This is a genomic window from Ralstonia psammae (genome assembly GCF_958405935.1).
GTDB lineage: Bacteria > Pseudomonadota > Gammaproteobacteria > Burkholderiales > Burkholderiaceae > Ralstonia > Ralstonia psammae.
This window is the reverse complement of the sequence record NZ_CATZBU010000004.1, coordinates 72114-91734: the sequence shown is the minus strand read 5'-3', so window position 1 is coordinate 91734 and position 19621 is coordinate 72114. Positions and strand designations below refer to the sequence as shown.

16 protein-coding genes are annotated in these 19621 nt (G+C 65.6%); 5 read left to right on the top strand and 11 right to left on the bottom strand.

The features are described 5' to 3' along the window. Positions 1-151: 151 nt before the first annotated feature. Entirely contained in the window at positions 152-730 is a 579-nt protein-coding gene (locus tag R2N16_RS09960; RefSeq protein WP_316665508.1) for a chorismate mutase, read from the top strand. A gap of 70 nt (positions 731-800) precedes the next feature. Here R2N16_RS09960 and R2N16_RS09955 read toward each other — a convergent pair whose 3' ends face one another. Further along, complete coding sequence (locus R2N16_RS09955) at positions 801-2960, bottom strand: Ig-like domain-containing protein (RefSeq protein WP_316665507.1); 2160 nt, start codon at positions 2958-2960, stop codon at positions 801-803. 47 nt (positions 2961-3007) lie between these two features. Continuing rightward, positions 3008-4501 (bottom strand): glycoside hydrolase family 28 protein, encoded by a 1494-nt coding sequence (locus R2N16_RS09950; RefSeq protein WP_316665506.1) that lies wholly within the window; start codon positions 4499-4501, stop codon positions 3008-3010. Here R2N16_RS09950 and R2N16_RS09945 point away from each other — a divergent pair. After that, the gene (locus R2N16_RS09945) at positions 4485-4835 is read left to right on the top strand and encodes a hypothetical protein (RefSeq protein ID WP_316665505.1); all 351 of its coding nucleotides are present in this window, start codon (positions 4485-4487) and stop codon (positions 4833-4835) included. The genes R2N16_RS09950 and R2N16_RS09945 overlap by 17 nt on opposite strands. Before the next feature lie 442 nt (positions 4836-5277). On the opposite strand, the gene R2N16_RS09940 is transcribed toward R2N16_RS09945, so the two are convergent. The 3 genes from R2N16_RS09940 to R2N16_RS09930 form a co-directional block, all read right to left on the bottom strand. After that, positions 5278-6759, bottom strand: coding sequence for a DegQ family serine endoprotease (locus R2N16_RS09940; RefSeq protein ID WP_316665504.1), 1482 nt, complete (start codon positions 6757-6759; stop codon positions 5278-5280). A gap of 149 nt (positions 6760-6908) precedes the next feature. Continuing rightward, complete coding sequence (locus tag R2N16_RS09935; protein ID WP_316665503.1) at positions 6909-8225, bottom strand: ATP-binding protein; 1317 nt, start codon at positions 8223-8225, stop codon at positions 6909-6911. A 3-nt stretch (positions 8226-8228) separates the two neighbouring features. Then, positions 8229-8987 carry a response regulator transcription factor gene (locus R2N16_RS09930; RefSeq protein ID WP_316665502.1) on the bottom strand — a complete coding sequence of 253 codons (759 nt, stop codon included), beginning with the start codon at positions 8985-8987 and terminating at the stop codon, positions 8229-8231. Positions 8988-9385: 398 nt separating this feature from the next. On the opposite strand from R2N16_RS09930, the gene R2N16_RS09925 reads away from it, so the two are divergent. Further along, positions 9386-9898 (top strand): hypothetical protein, encoded by a 513-nt coding sequence (locus R2N16_RS09925; protein WP_316665501.1) that lies wholly within the window; start codon positions 9386-9388, stop codon positions 9896-9898. A 213-nt stretch (positions 9899-10111) separates the two neighbouring features. Here R2N16_RS09925 and R2N16_RS09920 read toward each other — a convergent pair whose 3' ends face one another. After that, the gene (locus tag R2N16_RS09920) at positions 10112-11836 is read right to left on the bottom strand and encodes a S53 family peptidase (protein WP_316665500.1); all 1725 of its coding nucleotides are present in this window, start codon (positions 11834-11836) and stop codon (positions 10112-10114) included. Positions 11837-12051: 215 nt separating this feature from the next. Here R2N16_RS09920 and R2N16_RS09915 point away from each other — a divergent pair, with 215 nt between their 5' ends. Further along, positions 12052-12885 carry a MurR/RpiR family transcriptional regulator gene (locus R2N16_RS09915; RefSeq protein WP_316665499.1) on the top strand — a complete coding sequence of 278 codons (834 nt, stop codon included), beginning with the start codon at positions 12052-12054 and terminating at the stop codon, positions 12883-12885. A 7-nt stretch (positions 12886-12892) separates the two neighbouring features. On the opposite strand, the gene R2N16_RS09910 is transcribed toward R2N16_RS09915, so the two are convergent. Genes R2N16_RS09910 through zwf form a run of 3 tightly spaced genes read right to left on the bottom strand, consistent with a single transcriptional unit; the run spans position 12893 to position 16119 of the window. After that, positions 12893-13960 carry a glucokinase gene (locus tag R2N16_RS09910; protein ID WP_316665498.1) on the bottom strand — a complete coding sequence of 356 codons (1068 nt, stop codon included), beginning with the start codon at positions 13958-13960 and terminating at the stop codon, positions 12893-12895. Beyond that, complete coding sequence (gene pgl, locus R2N16_RS09905) at positions 13941-14648, bottom strand: 6-phosphogluconolactonase (protein ID WP_316665496.1); 708 nt, start codon at positions 14646-14648, stop codon at positions 13941-13943. The genes R2N16_RS09910 and pgl overlap by 20 nt, the downstream gene beginning before the upstream one ends. A gap of 1 nt (position 14649) precedes the next feature. After that, complete coding sequence (gene zwf, locus R2N16_RS09900; protein WP_316665494.1) at positions 14650-16119, bottom strand: glucose-6-phosphate dehydrogenase; 1470 nt, start codon at positions 16117-16119, stop codon at positions 14650-14652. Between the two features lie 321 nt (positions 16120-16440). On the opposite strand from zwf, the gene edd reads away from it, so the two are divergent. Further along, positions 16441-18270, top strand: coding sequence for a phosphogluconate dehydratase (gene edd, locus R2N16_RS09895; RefSeq protein ID WP_316665493.1), 1830 nt, complete (start codon positions 16441-16443; stop codon positions 18268-18270). Positions 18271-18312: 42 nt separating this feature from the next. Here the strand turns inward: edd and R2N16_RS09890 are convergent, their stop codons facing one another. Together R2N16_RS09890 and R2N16_RS09885 are read right to left on the bottom strand one after the other, a co-directional pair. After that, the gene (locus tag R2N16_RS09890) at positions 18313-19011 is read right to left on the bottom strand and encodes a YceH family protein (protein WP_316665491.1); all 699 of its coding nucleotides are present in this window, start codon (positions 19009-19011) and stop codon (positions 18313-18315) included. Positions 19012-19143: 132 nt separating this feature from the next. Beyond that, positions 19144-19599 carry a universal stress protein gene (locus R2N16_RS09885; RefSeq protein ID WP_024977942.1) on the bottom strand — a complete coding sequence of 152 codons (456 nt, stop codon included), beginning with the start codon at positions 19597-19599 and terminating at the stop codon, positions 19144-19146. Between the last annotated feature and the right edge of the window lie 22 nt (positions 19600-19621).

Here is a 19621-nt window from a genome sequence, read left to right as displayed (position 1 = left end):
GCCCGCATGATACCTGGGTTTATGGCAGACAGCACGTGCAAACGCCCTAACGGCGCGCATCGGCACAACGTTGCGCATGCCGGAGAGTCCGCGCTTGGGTATGATGGCCGCTCCCAATCTCATGACACGCGGCAATCGACCGGTACCCAGCATGAAGAACGCCTTTAACACGTTGATGACACCCCGAATCGCCTGCGCCCTGCTGTTGGCGGCAAGCTGCGCCACCCAGGCCCACGCCCAGGAAGGCGCCTTCGCGCCGCTGCTCCGCCATCTGGCGGATCGCCTCGTCACCGCTGACCAGGTCGCGCTGAGCAAATGGGACAGCGGCCAGCCGGTCTACGACCCGGCGCGCGAAGCAAAGGTCATCGCCAATGCCTCTGCGCAGGCGTCTGCCTATGGCCTGGCGGCGGCGGATGTGAGCGATGTCTTCACAGACCAGATCGAGGCGAACAAGGAAGTGCAGTACGCCCTGCTGAACGACTGGCGCCGGGCCGGTGCCGCACCCACCGCGCAGCGGCAGAGCCTGCCGGAGGTGATCCGCCCCAAGCTGGACGAGCTGCAGAAGTCCATCCTGCAAACGTTGCGTGATGCTGCCCCGGCGCGCAGCCAGGCGGATTGCCCGGTGCAGGTGGCGAACGAAATCGGCCGCCTCGCGCATGAAAAATCGCTCGACAGCCTGCATCGCATTGCCTTGGACCGTGCAACGGCACGGCTGTGCACCACCCGTTGATCCCATGAAAAACGGCGCGGCCCTGATCGGGCACGCGCCGCAACGTCCACGACGCTCTTCTGACAGGAGATCAGGGCGTAGGCGTCCAGCTCGCGCCGTTGCCGTCCTTGAAGGCGGCGAACACCTTAGCGGTGGTGTTGAGCCCGCTCAGGTCAATGGCGCTGGTGGCGTATTGGGTATCGCGCCCCGACATGCTCAATGCATTGCCGGCGGCATCCATACTCAGCCATTCGCGCCAGCCTGCGGTGGCGGTTGGGGTGCCAGGGTACGGTGCCATGGCGCCGTTGGTGTTCGGGTCTTGCCAGCCGCCGCTTGCGATGTGCGCGCCCATCTTCGTGCCGATATACGCGGCAGTATCGCAATACAGTTGGGCATTGCCGAAACTGCCGGTGCCGGTGTACTGCTGGGTGCAGTAGCTGTTAGCGGCCTGGGTGGCCCCCGTCAGCGACCGTGCGAGATAGGTGGTACCCGCAGGCACCGTGGCATCCGCCGTCAATGCGCTGTTGAGCACCACGAAGCCCGGATAACCCGTGGCTGCACGTGCCTGGATGATGGCGTTGACCGTGTAGCCACTACCCGAGCCCGCAATCGGGTCAAACGTCGTATGCAGCTCGCTCTGCTCGAACAGTGCCGCATAGGGCGAGCCCCAGATGAAATCCACGTTGCCGGCAATGTAGGACTTGTAGTACCAGACCCAGCCCTTGGTCTGGACCGTGTCCTGCGCGCTCAGGAAGTTCATGAAGCTGGCCACCATGCGGCTGGCAGTCAACGTTGACGTGTTGTAGTAGAGCGCCTCGGCCTGGTTGTTGAAGTTCGACTGTCTGACGTGCGCGTTCTGCAACGTGAAGTTGGTGAGCTTGAGCAGGTCGGAGCCCTCCACCAGAAAGACGGATCTGCCACCGCCCAACGCGCGCCGGGTGCCGCTGCCTTCCGTGGTCAGCGTTGTGGCCGGCGCTGCCTTGCTGCCACCGGTGCCTGGGTTGTACGACTCGGAGTTGTCCTGGTAGACGATGGTGCCCGCCTGGCTCTGGCCCGAGATCGTCAGGTTATTCACGTTGCGCAGGAACAGCTGCTCGTTGTAGCTGCCGTCCTGGATCGTGATGGTCTTGCTGGCAGACGCATTCGCGCTGCTGTTGCGCATGATCCAGTCGAGCGCGCCCTGCACGGAGCGGAAGTCCGCCGTGCCGGTACTGGCAACCGTCACAGCCGTCTGGGATGCCGGCGCGGGCTTGGTCGTGAAGGTCCACGCCGTGGGCGAGGTGATGCCGGCAAACGCGGTGCCGTTCATCTTGCCGGCCAGTACGCCGTTGTCGATGGTGACGTAGTACTTGGTGCCATTGCTGAGCATGTTGTCATGCAGGCGGATGGTGGCCGTGTTGCCGGAAATCGTGACCGGCGTGTAGTACACATACCGCCACTGGGTCAGCCCGGTGTTGTTGCCCAGCGTGTCGATCTCGGTGTTGGCGGCCGGCATGTAGGTCTGCGTTTCGCCGCCGGCGGTGACCAGCGCACCGCTGATGTCGATCTGGTCGACTTGCGCGCCCGTCGTGGCATTGAAGACCTTGATCAAGCCGGTTGTGCCCAATGTGGGTGTGGCGTCAAAGCTGAGTTGCAGCCGGGTGTCGACATAGGCGGCGGTTTCTCCATTGGCAGGGACAAACCCGACCGCGCTCGTCGAGCCGGACGACGAACCGCCGGAAGACCCCGACCCGGTGGAAGCCGCTGCGACAGCCACGGACGTACTGCAACCGCCCTGGGGCGCACACCCGGACACCCCTTCGCCGGACGTCGAGACCGAGCTGGTAAGGCTACCGGCGGTGGTGGCCGTGGCCGTCAGGGTGACGGTCGCGGCGGCTCCGGCGGCGAGCCCGGCGGGAATCGTGCACGTGAGCGTACTGACCGCCGGGCCGCACGATGCGCCCTGCGCGTTCACCGCGATACCACCGACGTTGCCCGGCACCGTGGCCACCAGCGACACGGTATCCCCGGTGGCGCCGCTACCGTTGTTGACGGCAGTGATCGTCCAGATCACCCGGTCGCCGACGGCGGCCGTCGTCTGGCTGGCGGTCTCGGACACATTCACAGAGGCGAGGTTGGCCGTCGTGGCCGAGCCGCCGCTTCCGCCGGTGGCGGTGCCGGCGGTGGCGTTGCCGCCATCCCCGCCGCAGCCCACCAACAGCAGTGCTGGCAGGGCCGCAGCCAGAACTGCGTACTTGAACGTTCTTGTCATGGTTGTCTCCTCTTCTTCTTTTGGTATGAGGCCGGACGCAGCCGCGCTCAATGCATCGACATCGGCGCATTCACTGCGGGGAAGTCCACGAACGCGCTCGAACAGTCATAGGGCGCCGGGGTTGCGGTCCGGTTGTCGAAGATGTGAACGTGGTTGAGGTCCTGCCCCGCGAGCAGCAGGCTCGCAAAGGACACCGGGCCCGAACCCATGGTCAGCTCCGCATAGGACGGCACAGGATTCGTCAGCTTGGTCGTCGCCCAACCCGGCAGAGAATCGAAAACCACGTTGTCGAAGACGACGTTGTAGAGATAGTTGAACTGGCTTTGCGACTGGTAGCCGCGCAGCAGCAAGGCCGCGTTGGCGCCGTCATAGATGGAGCCGGCCACATCCAGGTAGCGGAAATTGCGCACCGTGATGTCGTGCAGGTTCGGATAGAGCGCCTTGGCCGAACCCGAGGCATCGCCGTAGTACGGGTCCATCACGATCGGCTGCTGCAGGCGCCGTGCGCACACACCGTCAACCGTCACGTTCTTGACTTCACCGCCACGGCTGTCGTCGGTCTTGATGCGAAAGCCGCTGGTGGCGCCCATATCGAAGCCATCGATGGTCAGGTCGCGGACCGTAATGCCGTTCATGCCGCTGTCGGTCTCGCTGCCGAGCGACATGCCGTGCGTGAAATAGAAGCGGTTGTGCAGGATCTGCACGTTGGAAACAGGCCCCGTGGTGCTGGCGTGCGACTTGATGGCGATGCCGTCGTCGCCGTTGCTGATGTGGTTGAACGCGATGAGCACGTTCTGCGATTGGCCTGGGTCGATGCCGTCCGTGTTCTTGACGGTGGCGGGCGTAAAGCAGGTGCTGGGCGTGGTGGTGTTGGGCGAACCCGAGACGACCGGCATCGTGTTGGCCGCGCACTGGTAGCCGGCCACCGAGTATTCGAGCGAGGGCGTCAGGACCTTGGTGCCCCAGGCGGTCACGCCGCTGACACCGCTGGTGACGACGTGGAACTTCGGCGCGTTCTGCAACGTAATCCGATACAGGCTGAAGTTGCTGCCGCCATTCACCTGGATCAGGCGCGGGTTGTTCTGGCTGGCGTTGCTCATGGTCTTGGTTAGCGCGCCGATATCCCACCACGTGAGCTTGTTGGCATACAGGCCGGAGGTCAGCACCTCGCCGCCGCGGCCGTCGATCACACCGTCGCCGACCACGCCGTTGCCATTGGGCGTCGTGGTGATGAGCGCATTGCAACCGTTGTCGCTGCTGGCGGTTTCGCCGCAGTTGTTCTTGCCGCTGATCTGGTAGTCGGAAGGCTTGCGCGAGGCGAATAGCGTCACCCCCGCATCGACCCATAGCGTGACGGAGCCCGCGAGCGTGATCGGGCCGCTCAGGAAGGCGTTCTGGCCCTGGCTGCCCTTGACCAGCTTCACAGCCTGCCCGGCAGGACAACCGTTGATGGCCGCCTGGATGTTGGCGGTGTCGGGCTGGGAGTTGGCCGGCGGGGCATCCACAGAAGCGTCGAGCAACCCCTTGCTGTTCTTGGTCAAGCTGGCGCTCAAGGTCGCGCAAACCGTGGTGGGCAGCGAGGGCTCCTTGCCTTGTACGGCCGGATCGGAAAGCGCCGTGGCGGGCCAAAGCGTATTGGAAGTTGTCGTGGATGTACCCGTCCCAGTACCGGTGCTGGTGCCGGTGCCCGTTCCTGGGCTGGTGCCCGCCCCACCACTGCTGCTTGCGATGCTGCCGCTGCTGCTGTCACCGCCCCCGCAGCCGGCCAATGCCAGGCTGACAGCCAGACAGATCAGCCCGACGCAGGCACGCGCGGGCCGCATCGCTCTCGAATGGTTCATCGTGTTGTTCTCCTCGTTCTTCGTATGGGTGTGAGTTCAGTGCGCGCGCTGCCTGCTGGACGGCCGGACAGAGCGCGTTTGACAGAGGCAGACGCGCGTGGGCATGCGGGTCGCGGATCGACGGATCAGCACGCGCCGGTGCCGCGCGACAACGTGCGTCGGGAAGGCGTGGGTAGCGAATGGGCGCGAGTGGGCGCCCACCGCCTGCGGCGGGGGTGTTCCATGTGTCTCCTCTCTGCTTTTTATGTGGGCGACTGCCGCGAGGCCTGCGTTGTTGCAAGCAAACAGCGCGCTGGGCCGCCCGTTTTCTGATATATCAAAATCTATTAATTGATATATTAGAAGTCAAGGCAGGGTTTTCCCGGCAGGCGCGCAGTGGCGGCAACGGGGAACAAAAAAAAGCCGGCCCAAGAGGACCGGCTATTCGACGCTTCGGGGAGGTGCGATGTCCCGGCGCCGCGGCGCCGGGATGTACGTCAGCCCAAATCCACAGGCACAAAGATCTTCGTGTCGTCGCGCTGCACCAGCAGGGCGACATGCTTGCCGGCACGATCCACCAGCGTGCGCAACTCCTGCACCGACGATACCGGCGTGCCGTTGAGCGACAGGATCACGTCGCCCGGTTGGATACCGACCTTGGCCGACGGGCCCGTCACGTCCATCACCACCAGCCCGCCGGGCAGGCCGTTCTGACGCTTCTCTTCCGGTTGCAGCGGTCGCACCGCCAGGCCCAGGCGGCCTTGGTCCGGCGCAGCCTTTTCACTCGACGCCACCTTGGCGTCTTTGGCGGCGCCGACGGTCACCGTCAGTGTGGTCGGCTTGCCCTGCCGGATGATCTGCAGCGGCACGGTGGACCCCGGCTTGATGTCGGCCACCTGCTCGGGCAGATCGCCCGACCGGTCGATACGTGCATCGCCAATCTGCAGGATCACGTCGCCAGGTTGCAAACCGGCCTTGGCCGCGGGGCCACCGTCTTCCACCGAGTTGACCAACGCGCCTTCTGGCTTGGGCAGCTTGAAGGAATCGGCCAGCGACTGGTCGACCTCCTGCACCGCAATGCCCAGGCGGCCGCGCGTGACCTTGCCGGTGGACACAAGCTGCTGCTCCACCTTCATCGCCACATCAATCGGCACGGCAAACGACAGCCCCTGGTACCCGCCGGTCTGGCTGTAGATCTGCGAATTGATGCCGATCACCTCGCCGCGCTGATTGAACAGCGGGCCGCCCGAGTTGCCCGGGTTCACGGCTACATCGGTCTGGATGAACGGCACATAGGTATCGTCCGGCAGCGAGCGCGACTTGGCACTCACGATGCCCGCCGTGACGGTGTTCTCGAAACCGTACGGCGAACCGATGGCCAGCACAGGCTCACCCACCTTGGTGTTGGCGGGGCTGCCGATCTGCACCACCGGCAGATTCTTGGCCGAGATGCGCAGCACTGCCACATCGGATTGCTTGTCGACGCCGAGCACCTTGGCCTTGAACTCGCGGCGGTCGGTCAGCTTGACGTTGACCTCCTGCGCGCCATCCACCACGTGGGCGTTGGTCAGGATCAGCCCATCGGCCGAAACGATGAAGCCCGAGCCCAGACCGCGCACGATCTGGTCGCCGCGCTGCTGCGGCACCTGCGGCATGAAGCGCTTGAAGAATTCGGAGAACGGATCATCCGGGCTCATGCCGGGCGGCAGGCCCTGCATGCTGGTGCGCTGCGCATGCGCGGTGGTGCTGATGTTGACCACCGCCGGGCCGAAGCGATCGACGATGCCGGAGAAGTCCATCGGCGCGGCCACAGCGATTGGAGCCGCACCGGAAGCGGGCGCGGTCGTTGCCGTCGCGGTGGCCACGGGCGCAGCCACCGCGCGCGAAATCATGTCTTTCTGCAGATAGGCATAGCCGCCTGCAACGGCGACCACCGCAGCCAGGCCAGCCGCACTGCGTGCCAGGGTTTGACGCGTCATTGTCGTGTCCTCTCTCTTGCTTAGCACGAGGGTCACGACGTGCGGAGTCGCCTGTCGTGCCCATCGGTTGAAGGCATCGTAGGCGGGCAGACTTAAACGAGACTTAAAGGTGGACGGCGCACCCGGACATCACATGAAACAAAGTGTTTCTACGCGTTGGCCTTGAATGGAAAGCGCAGCACCACGCGCAAGCCACCGCCCTCGCGCGCTTCCAGCGCCAAGGTTGCGTCATGCGCCTGTGCGATTTCTCGGACGATGGCCAGCCCCAGGCCGCTGCCGCCCGTGGGGGCCTGCGCAGGCCGATAGAAGCGATCGAGCACGCGTTCGCGTTCCTCCGCCGGGATGCCGGGGCCATTGTCCTCAACTACGAGCTGCGCGCCGCCGTCGGACGTGTGGGCCGTCGACACATCGACGCGCGCACCGCGCGGGCAGTAGCTCAGCGCGTTGTCCACAAGGTTGACCATCAGCACGCGCAGCGCATCGGCATTGCCGATGACGGTTGCCGGTTGCGACTCCACCGCGATTCCCAGATCGATGCCCTTCTGCACGGCCGCCGGCGACAGCTCGGCAACCACGTCGGTCGCCACGGCATCGAGCGCCACCGACGCGCGTTGCGTATCGGCGGCGCCCGGCTCCTGCCGGGCAAGCGTCAGCAACTGGCCAACAAGGCGGATCATGCGTTCCACACCGCGATGCAGATCGGCATGCGCGGCACGGCGTTCGTCTTCGTTTTCAGCGCGGTCGGCCACCTGCAACTGCAGCTTGAGCGCAGCCAGCGGCGTACGCAGCGCGTGTGCGGCATCGGCAACGAACGCGCGCTGGTGCGCAAGTGCGGTGCCGAGTCGTGCAAGCAAATCGTTCAACGCATTCGTCAGCGGGCGGATCTCGTCAGGCAAACCCTGCGTGGGCAATGGCGACAGCGCCGCCGCATCGCGCGCCTGCACCTGCTTGGCCACGGAGCCCAATGGCGCCAGCCCACGCCCGACCGCCAGCCACACGATCCAGCCCAGCAGCGGCAACAGGATCAACAGCGGCGCCACCGTGCGCAGCGCCATGCGTGCTGCCACCTCGTGCCGCGCGCTATATGGCTGTGCGATCTGCACCACGGCGGGCCCGAAGGCGACGCTGTAGATGCGCCACGGGCCCTCCGGCGTGTTCGCGTCGGAAAAGCCCAGCTCCGCCTGGTCCGGCAGATCGGGCCGCGCGTGCGAGAGATACAGGCTGCGGCCGGTGCCGTCCCAGATGCGGATCACGACATCGTCGTCACGCGCAATGCCGGCGAGCGCCGGCGGCGGCGGGTCGATCCACTGGCTCGGAAGCGCGGCGGCCACCTGCTGCATTTGGTAGTCAAACAGCGCGTTGGCTTCCTGGCGCGCCTGCGCGTAGATCAGGCCGGTGGCGATGACGATGCCCGCCAGCAGGCCGCCGGCCAGCCACCACAGCAGGGTTTTACGGATCGATTGCATGGGTTATTGGTGCGCGTCGCCGTCAGCAGGTTCCGCAGGCGACGTTGACGCGGCATGATCAGGAGACGCGAGCGTCTCACGCGGAATCACATACCCCACGCCGCGGATGTTCTGGATGAAATGGCTGCCGAGCTTCTTGCGCAGCGCGTGGATGTAGACCTCGACCGTGTTGCTGCCGACCTCCTCATCCCAGCCGTAGAGATTGTCCTGCAGCTGCGCGATCGACCAGACCTTGCCCGGCCGCGCGAGCAGCGCATGCAGCACCGCAAACTCGCGTCCCGACAGCTTGACCGGCACACCGGCGCGCAGCACCTCACGGGTGACAGGGTTGAGCAGCACCTCGCCATGGCGCATGAGGGGATCGGCGCGGCCGCCTCGCCTGCGCAGCAGCGCGTGCATGCGTGCCGCCAGTTCCTGCAGGTCGAAGGGCTTGACGAGGTAGTCGTCTGCGCCGGCATTGAGACCGGCCACGCGGTCGGCCACCGCATCGCGCGCGGTCAGGATCAGGATGGGGATGGCGATGCCGCGCTGGCGCAGCTCGCGCACCACGTCGAGCCCGTCGCGCTTGGGCAGGCCGAGGTCGAGCAGCATGAGGTCGAACAGGGTGGTGCCGGGCTCTGCACCGGCGGCGCCAGGCGCCGTGACGGCGTGCACAGCGGCCTCGCCGTCGCGCACCCAATCGATGGCAAAACCGTCGTGGCGCAAACCCTTGCGCACGCTGTCGCCGATCATGTCGTCGTCTTCCACAAGAAGCACACGCATCGCTGTTTACCTGGGGTATTCGAGAAACCTACACTGGAGCCTACGTGCTGGCATGCATCCATGCCACCTCGCCCTCATGCCGCCGAACGCATCATAGCGCTGTCGGTGTGCACGCCGTCTGCGACGGGCCTGCCTCCGTACGGCGGTGTCGATCGCGTACCCGACACGCCAGCCGCGTCTCTGGCGCCTCTGACGACACGCTGCCATCACCTCCGCGTTCCCCGCCACCCCAACCGAGTTGTGTTTGCCGCCCTGGAAAAACACCGGCCCGCCCCGTGGAAGCCGACCCGTGCCAATGTCGTGACGCTTGGCACCTGTTTGCCAGTGGAGGCGAGTGCCACGATGACGTCGTAGGCGACCTTCAATTGCATGCGCCTTAACGTCAAAGGAGAACCAAGATGCCGCGCAGACTCTCGGACCAAACCTTGAAGAAGGGCAACGGGGAAATCGCAATCACCTTCCTGCAAGACGGCTTCGGCAACTTCCAGGCAACCAGCACCAATGACGCAGGTGACGGCTCGGAAGCGTGCACGGTCACGTTGCATTACACAGGCGGCTCTATCGAGGGCAAGACTGGCAACGGCCACGGACACGCAGAAATGGACGCCCTGCACCAGTTGTGGGTGGACGTCTGCAATAAGAATGTGGATACCTTCGTGACCTACTCGCGCAACCTCAAGCTCGACTGCGTCGACAAGCCGTGTTGCGTCAAATGCTCGACGGTGCTTGGATGGATGGGGGTTGTGCCGCGCACCACCGCGACGGAGAAAACCCCGTACACGATGGGCAAAACGTCATGGAACGTCAGCACTGACGTACTGAACCTGATCCGCGAAATTACGAGGGTGCCCACCGATGCCTTCCGCCAGTTCGCCAACATGAGCCAGTCTGACGTCCGCAAGCATCTCTAGCAGCACGGCCGCGTCACCCCGGGTCCGCCGCGTCGATGCCGGAGCCAATCAAGGCCAAGCCAATCAGTGCCCTTGCAGCGGACGGACCCGGTTATCAAGTGCGGAGGTGTCGACGGCGTCTTGAATCAAAAATAGGCCGGAAGGGCTCTTTGTGGAACGGCTGTGCGGGCGGCTCGCGCTGTGTGCAAGACCCCCCGCCACATCACCCCCGCATCAGAACCCGCCGGATTTGATCAACTGGTTCAACGCGCCGATGTTCAGGCTGCCCCAGCCCGTCGGGTAATCCCAACCCTGGGCCGCGGTGTAACCGTATCCCTGGTAGCCGTTGTTGCCCGAGACCACGTCATAGCGCAGCAGCGACGCGTTGGCCGGAATCGCGCTGTACAGGCGCGCCGCCGGGAAGCCCAGGTTGCCGTTGGCCGCCAGCAGCCGTGCCCAGAAGCCGACAAAGATCGGCGATGCCAGGCTCGTGCCGCCGATCTGCTGCAGTTGCCCGTAGTTGTAGATGTAGGCGCCGGTGCTCTGCGCCGCGTCGAACGACACATCGGGCAATAGGCGCGCATTGCCGCCCTGCCAGCTCGGCGCCGGCAAGATCTGGCTGATGCCGCCGCCCGTGGCCCAGAGCTTGCCGTTGCCGTCCAGCCCTTCGTTCCACACGGTCTCGCTGGCGAAGCTCGAGCCACTGGTGTAGAGCGTGGTGCCGCCAATGGCCAGCACGTGCGGCGACGATGCGGGCCACGACACGCTGTAGTTGCCGCCGTCCGGATAGCCGCGGTTGTTGCACTCGTAGACGCCCTCGTCGCCGGAAGATACGGAGAACGTCTGTCCCTGCGCGGCGGCTGTGGTGAAGATGGCCTCTTCGGCGTCGAGCGTGCCGTCGGCGCTGGCGTCGTTCTCGCACCAGCCGAGCGACACGTTGATGATCTTGGCGGTGTTGTCGGTCACCGCCTTGTTGAAGGCCTTGGTCAGGCCCGTGTTGCCCGGCGCGTTCAGGTCGGCCATGTAGAAGGCCAGCCTGCCGACCGCGCCGCCGGCCGCTCCCACGATGGACTGGCTGTCGAGGTTCCACTCGCCCTGCCCTTCCTGATCATCGGTATAGTTGCCGCCGGTGCCATTGGTCTTGATCGTGGTGGTGGATACCGTGGCGTAGCCGTTGTTGCTCGTGAACGTGCGCAGGTCACGCAGCGTTTGCGATACACCGCCGATGGTGATGACGCCGACGGTCGTGCCCGCCGCCGTCGGCACACCGGTCGCCCCATACAGCGCCGGGAATTCCTTCGGGTAATGGCCCGTTGCGGTGCCCGCAGCCAGCGTGCGCGGCTGCGCCACATCGCCCACGCGAAGCAGCGGACGCGCACGCGCCACGTTCTGCAGCCCCAGCACCGAGCCGACGATGCCGCCCAGCGCGCGCGGCACCTGTGCCTTGCCGCTGTTTGCAAACCCGCTGCGGCCAGCAAGCTGGTAATGCACCAACGGCGTGTTGAACGCCGCCTTGACCGTGCCCGCCGTACCGCGCGCCGACACCAACAGCCGGTTGGGTGCCACATCAATGTCGATAAAGCCGTTCTGCCGCAGATAGCCCACCACGGCATCCACCTGCGCCTGCGTGGGCGCATGGTCGGCCAGGAACTGCTCGCTCGTCAGGTACTTGCGGTAGTGCGGACTGCGCGGGTCGTTCACGTCGTGCGCGAGCGTCTTGAGCTTGGCCTCGTTGCGCAGCTTGAGGCTGATCAGCACGTCGGTGGTCTGGCCGGGCGCGACCTCGCTGGCGGCGCCGCGCGCCATGAGCTGCGGGCCGGTGACGAAAGCCTTGGTGTGGGTGTCGACCCAATCGGTGGCCGCATGCAGAGGCCCGGCCGCGAGCACCAGCGGCCAGGCATAAGCCAGACGACGGCACAGGGTGGAAGAACGCTGCGTGAGGAGAGCGGTACGGAGCATCGGATGTCCTTTTGAGGAGTACGACGTTGCAGAACCACGCCGCTTGTGACGACGTGGGCGTCGTTCACCGTATCCAACGCGCTGCCCTCTCAACAGTGCAAAAACAGTCAGTTGCAGCCGGAGCGCACTGCATCTAGCAACCCCTCGCCGGGCGGTTGCGCAAGGCTGCGCTTGCCTTTATCGTGATGCGATCCGCCATTCGAACCCGCGCGCAGATGAGCGCCCAGCAAGCCACTTCCTCCGCCACCCCTGATGCACCAACCGACCTGCGCGAGCGCATTCGCGCGGCGCGCCCGTCGCTGTCTCCGGCCGAACGCCAGGTGGCCGACTGGGTGCTGCGCCAGCCCGGTACCGTGCTGAGCCTGCCGGTGGCGGCCATTGCGCGTGAAGCCGGTGTCAGCCAGCCGACCGTGATCCGCTTCTGCCGCTCGATGGGCTGCCATGGCCTGTCGGATTTCAAGCTGCGGCTGGCGCAAGGCAACGTCGTCCGCGATACCGCGCCGGCCCGCATCGCCTCCCCCTCGGGCATGCGCGTCCTGCAGAACGCCATCGATTCGCTCACCACGCTGCAGGACCGCTTCGACCCGCGTACGCTCGATGCAGCGGTGGCGCTGGTCGACAGCGCCCAACGCATCGACCTCTACGGCTTCGGCAGCTCTGGCGTGGTGGCGCTCGATGCACAGACGAAGTTCTTCCGCTATGGCATTCCCGCGAATGCGTACAGCGATCCGTATCTGGTGTCGATGTCGTTGAACGTGTTGCAGGCGGGCGACGTGGTGATCGCCATTTCCAAATCGGGCGCGTTGCCCGAACTGCAGACAGCGGTGGAGCGCGTGCGCGAACTGGGCGTGCGCGTGATTGCCGTCACAGCGCCCGGCAGCCCGCTCGCGGCCCTCGCCGATGTCGTGCTGCCGGCCGGGGTGGACGACGCCGTGGCCGACCGTTCGATGGTCGCGCGCCTGTTGCACCTGGCGCTGCTCGATGCGCTGGTGCTGGAAGTGGCGCTGCGCAAGGGCAGCGCACTCCAGCGCGCCGATCAACCTGAATAAAGCTGCGTCAGTGTCCCTGGGCCACCGCGTGGTCCAGGGCAGCACAGAGCCCGATCAGCCCCGGGTACGGTGAATGAATCACGTACACCGGGATCGATGCCACATAGGCCGAGAAGCGGCCCTTGTCTTCAAAGCGACGCCGGAACGGTGAGTTGGCAAACGCCGGCCCCAGACGCGGCACGATGCCGCCGCCGATGTACACGCCGCCGCGCGCACCCAGCGTGACCGCCAGGTTGGCGGCGATGGTGCCGAGAAACGCGCAGAACGTATCGACGGCATAGCGGCAACGTGCGTGGTCGCCGGCGGTGTCCTCCATTTCGCCGAGTGCGATGGCGGTGATGTCGGCGGCGCGGCGCAAGGTGGGGCCTTGCTGCCAGAGGTCGAAGCACGCACCGAGCGCCTCGTAGATCAACTCCAGGCCCATGCCGGAAATCAGCCGCTCGGCCGACACATGACCGAAGCGCTCGCGTGCGAAGCGCCAGATGACAACTTCCTCGTCGTTCATCGGCGCAAAGGCAACATGCCCCCCCTCGCCGGCCACGGCAATGTAGCGGCCCTCCGGGGTGGGCACCAGCGACGCAACGCCCAGGCCCGTGCCGGCGCCCAGCAGCGCCCGTGGTGCATCGGCCACGCTGGCGCCCCCGCCCACCTGCTCCAGCTCGTCTGCCGGCAAATACGGCAACGCGTGCGCCAGCGCGGCAAAGTCGTTGAGCACGACGAAGGTGTCGAAGCCCAGCGACTGGCGCATCGCCTCGATCGAGAACGCCCAGTCGCGGTTGGTCATGCGAATCTGGTCGCCCAGCACCGGGTTGGCGATGCCGATGGCGGCATGGCGCACGCCAACGGCTGCGATCTCCGGCGGCAGCGATGCCAGGTACGCGCGCATGGCCGCTTCGAGCGAAGGGTAGTCATCGCCGGCCAGCACACCAATGTGGGCCAGGCGCATGGGCGCCATCTCCAGTGCAAAGCGCACGTTGGTGCCACCCACGTCGGCCACCAGCCGCGGGTAGGCCAGCATGTCGGCCAATCGGCCGGCCCCAGTGCCCGCGTTCACTTCATGCAGTCCAATAGACATCGAGCGGCACCTCCCGCTGATGAATGACGTAGCTCACCGGCAGCGCGCGCTGTGCCGCGCCTTGCGCGGCCTCGTCGAACACACTGCGCTTGACCGGCCCCGAGATCGACAGGAACAACCGCCGCGCTGCACACAGCGCAGACAGATTCAGGCTGATACGCCGATGCGGCGCGGCGCCCGGGCGTACCGGCAGATACGCCGGCGCATGCGTGCGATCGATGCCCTCGTTCAATTCAGGCGCGTCAGGAAACAGCGATGCCGTATGCCCATCGTCGCCCATGCCGAGAATCACTACGTCAGGTTGCTGAAACGGATCATTGGCGGTCGCCACGCATGCATCCACGTCAACCGATTCGCCATGCACGTGCGGTGACAACACCAGCGGAAAAAAGCGCGCCGCTGCCGCCGCATCCTGCAACAGGTGCTCGCGGACCAGACGCGCGTTGCTGTCGGCGTGCCCGGGCGGCACGGCACGCTCGTCGACCAGCGTGATCGATACATCGGCCCAGCGCAGCGGCAACACGCGCAGCGCGGCAAACAGCGCAATGGGCGAACGCCCGCCCGAGACCGCCAGGCACACGCTGCCCTGCGCGTTGATCACGTGGGTGAGCGTGCTCGCAATGGACTGGGCGAGCGCCTGAACCTGCGCGGTGGCGTCCGGAACTGCGTGCCAGCGCACTGGACTCATGTCACATCTCCTCGTGCCAGGCCGCGTTGTCGCGCGAGAGCAGCGCGCTCGATGCCGCCGGCCCCCAACTGCCCGCGGTGTAGCCCTTGGGTGGAATGCGGGCTTCGTTCCACGCTTCAATGATCGGCTCGACCCAGCGCCAGGCTTCAGCCTGTTCGTCGCGGCGCACGAACAGACCGAGCTTGCCGTTGACGGCGTCCATCAGCAGACGCTCATACGCGCCGGCGTGGCGCACGCCGCCGTGGTCGGTAAAGTCCAGGTCCAGCGTGGACGGCTGCAAGCCCAGCGCCGGGCCGGGCGTCTTGGTCAGGAACTGCAGGCGGATGCTTTCTTCCGGCTGCAGTCGAATGACGAGACGGTTCTCCGGAAACTGGATCAGCGGCTTGGGAAACAGCGCGTGCGGCACATCGTGAAAACGCACCACGATCTCCGCCAGCCGCTGCGGCATGCGCTTGCCGGTGCGCAGATAGAACGGCACGCCCGCCCAGCGCCAGTTGGCAATTTCGGCCTTGATCGAGACGAACGTTTCGGTACGGCTGTCCGGCGGAATGCCCTGCTCGCGCAAGTACCCCTGCACCGGCTGCCCCGCGATGGCGCCTTCGAGATACTGCCCGCGTACGGTCTTTTCGGGTACCTCTTGCAGCGGGATCGGCTTGAGCGCCTTGAGAATCTTCAGCTTTTCGTCGCGGATGGCGTCTTGCGACAGGCTCGACGGCGGCTCCATGGCGACGATGCACAGCAGTTGCAGCAGGTGGTTCTGCACCATGTCGCGCAACGCGCCGACGCCATCGTAGAAGTCGCCGCGCTTTTCCACGCCAAGCTGCTCGGCAATGGTGATCTGCACGTCCTTGATCCACTCGCGGCGCCACAGCGGCTCGAACAGCGCGTTGCCAAAGCGGATCGCCATCAGGTTCTGGACGGACTCTTTCCCGAGGTAGTGGTCGATCCGGTAGATCTGGTCTTCGGCAAAGAACTCGGCCACGGCGGAGTTGATGCGCTCGTTCGAGGCGAGATCGGTGCCCAGCGGCTTTTCAAGCACCAGCCGCACATTGGGCGTGTTCAGCCCGACGCGGGCGAGCTGCGCGCAGATGTCGACGAAAATGCCCGGTGCGGTGGCAAGGTAGCAGACCGTTACCGGGGCGCGGTCCTCGCCCAGCGCAGCGGCCAGTGCATCGAACTGCTCGGGTTTGCGGGCATCGACCTGGCTGTAGACGATGCGCTCGGCAAACGAGGCCCAGGCGTCGTCGGAGACGGGCGCGCCGGAGTACAGGCGCATGGTCGGGCGCGTTTCGCGCTCCAGCAGGGCGAGGTAGCCGGCTGTCTCCAGCGGCTGCGTGCCAATGGCGAAGATCCGCCCGCGCGAGTGCAGTTCGCCGCCCTGATGCGCATCGAACAAGGCCGGAATCAGCTTGCGGCGGGCAAGATCGCCCGTACCGCCGAACAACACCATGTCGAATGCGGGCACCGACATCGTCATCTCCTGTGTGTGAGCCATCGATTAGGCTAGCCTAGCTGACTAGCAAGACAACACGCGTTTTAAGCTCATTTTGTAGTATTACTACATCGTGAGCAAGGCGTTCGTGAAACTGCCCGGGCAAGCGTTTCTCGCGAAACTTTTGCCGCAGGGCATGGGCTCTGGCGTGTCTTCTGGCACGCAATTCGCGTGCTCGGCCCTGCGATTGGCGCTGCATCGGATGCGGTACCTGTGGAAAACCCTGCACCACATCCGGCCCATTTGTAGGAAAATTACAGCATTCCGTCCCGCCCGGACCCATCCCCCAGGAGAACCCGCATGGCCCTGCACCGCACTTTGGCCGCCGTCACCCAGCGCATCATCGACCGTAGCCGCGGCCCCCGCCAGGCCTATCTGGACGTCACCCGCAAGAACGCCGGCCGCAGGGTCGAGCGTACGCTGCTCTCGTGCACGAACCTCGCCCACGGTTTTGCGGCCATGCCCGGCGAAGCGAAGATCCGCCTGAAGGCGCTGGAGCGGCCGAACATCGGCATTGTCTCGGCGTACAACGACATGCTGTCGGCGCATCAGCCGCTGGAGGCGTTTCCGGCATGGCTCAAGCAGGCGGCGCTGGACGCCGGCGGCACCGCGCAGTTTGCCGGTGGCGTGCCCGCCATGTGCGATGGTGTAACGCAGGGGCAGGACGGGATGGAGCTGTCGCTGTTCTCGCGCGACACGATTGCCCTGTCGACGGCCGTGGCGCTGTCGCACCAGATGTTCGACGCGGCGCTCTACCTGGGCGTGTGCGACAAGATCGTGCCGGGGCTGGTGATCGGCGCGCTGTCGTTCGGCCACCTGCCCGCCGTGTTCGTGCCCGCCGGCCCGATGACCACCGGCATCAGCAATGATGAAAAAGCCCGTACGCGCCAGCTTTACGCCGAGGGCAAGCTCTCGCGCGCCGACCTGCTGGAAGCCGAGTCCAAGTCGTACCACGGCGCCGGCACCTGCACGTTCTACGGCACGGCCAACTCCAACCAGATGCTGATGGAAGTCATGGGCCTGCACCTGCCGGGCACCGCCTTCATCAACCCGAACACGCCGCTGCGCGAGGCGCTCACGCGAGAATCGGCGCGCCAGGTGCTCAAGCTCGTCTTCAGCGGCGACCAGTACACCCCCATTGCCGACGTGCTGGATGAACGTGCCTTCGTCAACGGCATCGTCGGCCTGTTGGCCACGGGCGGCTCGACCAACCACACGCTGCATCTGATTGCCATGGCGCGTGCGGCCGGCATCCTCCTCACGTGGGACGACTTCAACGAGTTGTCAGGCGTGATTCCGCTGCTGGCGCGTGTCTATCCGAACGGCAAGGCCGACGTGAACGAATTCCAGGCCGCAGGTGGTCTCTCCATCGTGATTCGCGAGCTGATCGATGCCGGCCTGCTGCACGACGACGTGACGACGATCATGGGCAAAGGCCTGCGCCGTCATTCGCAAGAGCCCTTCCTGGAGGGGGACAAACTCGTGTGGCGCGATGGCGCCGCCGCCTCGCTCGATACCAATATCGTGCGCGGCGTGGCCGAGCCGTTTTCGCCGGACGGCGGCCTGCGCGTGCTGGACGGCAACATCGGGCGCTCGGTCATCAAGGTGTCGGCGGTCAAGCCGGAACATCGTTTTGTGGAAGCACCCGCACGCGTGTTCCTTGCGCAGGACGACCTGATCAACGCCTTCAAGGCCGGCGAACTGGAGCGCGATTTTGTCGCCGTGCTGCCGTATCAGGGCCCGGCCGCCAACGGCATGCCCGAGCTGCACAAGCTCACGCCGACGCTGTCGGTGCTGCAGGAGCGCGGTTTCAAGGTCGCGCTGGTGACGGACGGCCGCATGTCGGGCGCCTCGGGCAAGGTGCCGGCCGCCATTCACATCACGCCGGAGGCGCTCAACGGCGGGCCGCTGGCGCGGGTGCGCGATGGCGACATCGTCGTGCTGGATGCGGAAGCCGGCACGTTGTCGGTACGCGTGCCAGAGGCGGAGTGGAATGCGCGCGAGGTCAACACGCCCGATCTGTCGCATTACCACGCAGGCGTTGGGCGAGACTTGTTCTCGGGCTTCCGCCGCAATGTATCCGCGGCGGAAGAAGGTGCCTGCACGTTGTTCGTGTCGGCGGGCGCCTGAGTTGATGGCAAAACGGCCGGCCCGATGCGGGGCCGGTCGCGTTTACAGCATCGATTTGTCGACCGAGATACCCAGCTCACCGGCCATCTGTTCGACAAGCGCCTGAAGCCTGGCCACCTTGTCGGCCAATTGCTTCTGCTCCGCCTTGAGCGCTTCAAACTCAGACGGCGCGATCGACTCGTCAACGGCGCCGCCCTGCCGCATGTCGGCTTGCGTGACTTCACCGCACAGCAAGTGCATCCAACGGCTTTCACGCTCCCCCGGCATACGCTGCAGCTTGACGACATAGGGCGGATCGTTCTCCGCCAGTTCATCCAGAAACGCTTCAACGGATGAGATGTCGGCAAAGGCGTGGAACCGCGCCGCATTCAGTCGCAGCTCGGCTGCGGTCTGCGGGCCACGCAGCAGCAGCACGGTAAGCAACGCGATGGATTGGCTCGGCACACCGAGCACGCGGTTCATGTTGTGCTCGAAGCGCGGCACGCGGCTGCTGCTGCCTTCCATGACGAGGCTCAGCGATTTCAGCCCGTCAATGGCCGTGAGAATCTCGGCTTCGGTGACAGACATGACCGGCGCGCGTGCGGTTTTCTGATTGCAGCCGGCCGCCAGCGCGTTGAGTGTCAACGGGTAGGTGTCGGGCACCGTGTGCTGCTTCTCGACCAGAACGCCGAGCACGCGCCCTTCAAGCGCGGTCAGGGTACGGATGGCGCGACGCTGCGGCGCGTCGGAATGGATGTTCATGATGGGACGGCGACGGATACGCTCGGTTGGGGCAAATCGGGTCGCAAGCCTGTGAGGCCGCGACCCTGGATCCCAACATCATATCCGCCATGCGCGGGCAGGAGCCTGCGCCCGCGCACGGACAACCGAAGCTCAGCCCTTGGCCGGGCCGCGCACCAGCAACACCGGCGTGGTCGCCTGGCGGATGAACTTTTCGGCCACGCTACCCAACATCGCATGCGCCAGACCACGGCGGCCGTGCGTGCCGATCACCACCACATCGGCGCCACTGCGCACCGCTTCGCCTTGCAGGGCAGCCGCCACATCCTCACCCACGTTCTGGGTTTCCACCAGCACCGTTTCCTGTTGCAAACCAGCAGAGGTGAGCGTGGCGGCAGTGTCGGCCAGCAACGCTGTGCCGGCCTGGATAAACGACTTGCGCAGCTCTGTCGGGTCGTAATAGCCGACGTCGAACAGCATGGCCGGGCTGTCGACGATATAGACCGCACGTACGGTGCTCTGGAATGCCTTGGCCAGGCGCACGGCCTCGGCCAGGGCCAGCTTGCTGGTTTCGCTGCCATCAATGGCGACCAGGATCTTCTTGTACATGGTTCAAGCCTCGCAGGAGAGT

Coding starts and splice junctions, on each gene's coding strand:
- edd (WP_316665493.1), top strand. CDS start 16,441: ATGGCCCTGCACCGCACTTTGGCCGCCGTCACCCAGCGCATCATCGAC.
- R2N16_RS09935 (WP_316665503.1), bottom strand. CDS start 8,225: ATGCAATCGATCCGTAAAACCCTGCTGTGGTGGCTGGCCGGCGGCCTG.
- pgl (WP_316665496.1), bottom strand. CDS start 14,648: ATGAGTCCAGTGCGCTGGCACGCAGTTCCGGACGCCACCGCGCAGGTT.
- R2N16_RS09890 (WP_316665491.1), bottom strand. CDS start 19,011: ATGAACATCCATTCCGACGCGCCGCAGCGTCGCGCCATCCGTACCCTG.
- R2N16_RS09960 (WP_316665508.1), top strand. CDS start 152: ATGAAGAACGCCTTTAACACGTTGATGACACCCCGAATCGCCTGCGCC.
- R2N16_RS09940 (WP_316665504.1), bottom strand. CDS start 6,759: ATGACGCGTCAAACCCTGGCACGCAGTGCGGCTGGCCTGGCTGCGGTG.
- R2N16_RS09930 (WP_316665502.1), bottom strand. CDS start 8,987: ATGCGTGTGCTTCTTGTGGAAGACGACGACATGATCGGCGACAGCGTG.
- R2N16_RS09920 (WP_316665500.1), bottom strand. CDS start 11,836: ATGCTCCGTACCGCTCTCCTCACGCAGCGTTCTTCCACCCTGTGCCGT.
- R2N16_RS09885 (WP_024977942.1), bottom strand. CDS start 19,599: ATGTACAAGAAGATCCTGGTCGCCATTGATGGCAGCGAAACCAGCAAG.
- R2N16_RS09910 (WP_316665498.1), bottom strand. CDS start 13,960: ATGTCTATTGGACTGCATGAAGTGAACGCGGGCACTGGGGCCGGCCGA.
- R2N16_RS09925 (WP_316665501.1), top strand. CDS start 9,386: ATGCCGCGCAGACTCTCGGACCAAACCTTGAAGAAGGGCAACGGGGAA.
- zwf (WP_316665494.1), bottom strand. CDS start 16,119: ATGTCGGTGCCCGCATTCGACATGGTGTTGTTCGGCGGTACGGGCGAT.
- R2N16_RS09955 (WP_316665507.1), bottom strand. CDS start 2,960: ATGACAAGAACGTTCAAGTACGCAGTTCTGGCTGCGGCCCTGCCAGCA.
- R2N16_RS09915 (WP_316665499.1), top strand. CDS start 12,052: ATGAGCGCCCAGCAAGCCACTTCCTCCGCCACCCCTGATGCACCAACC.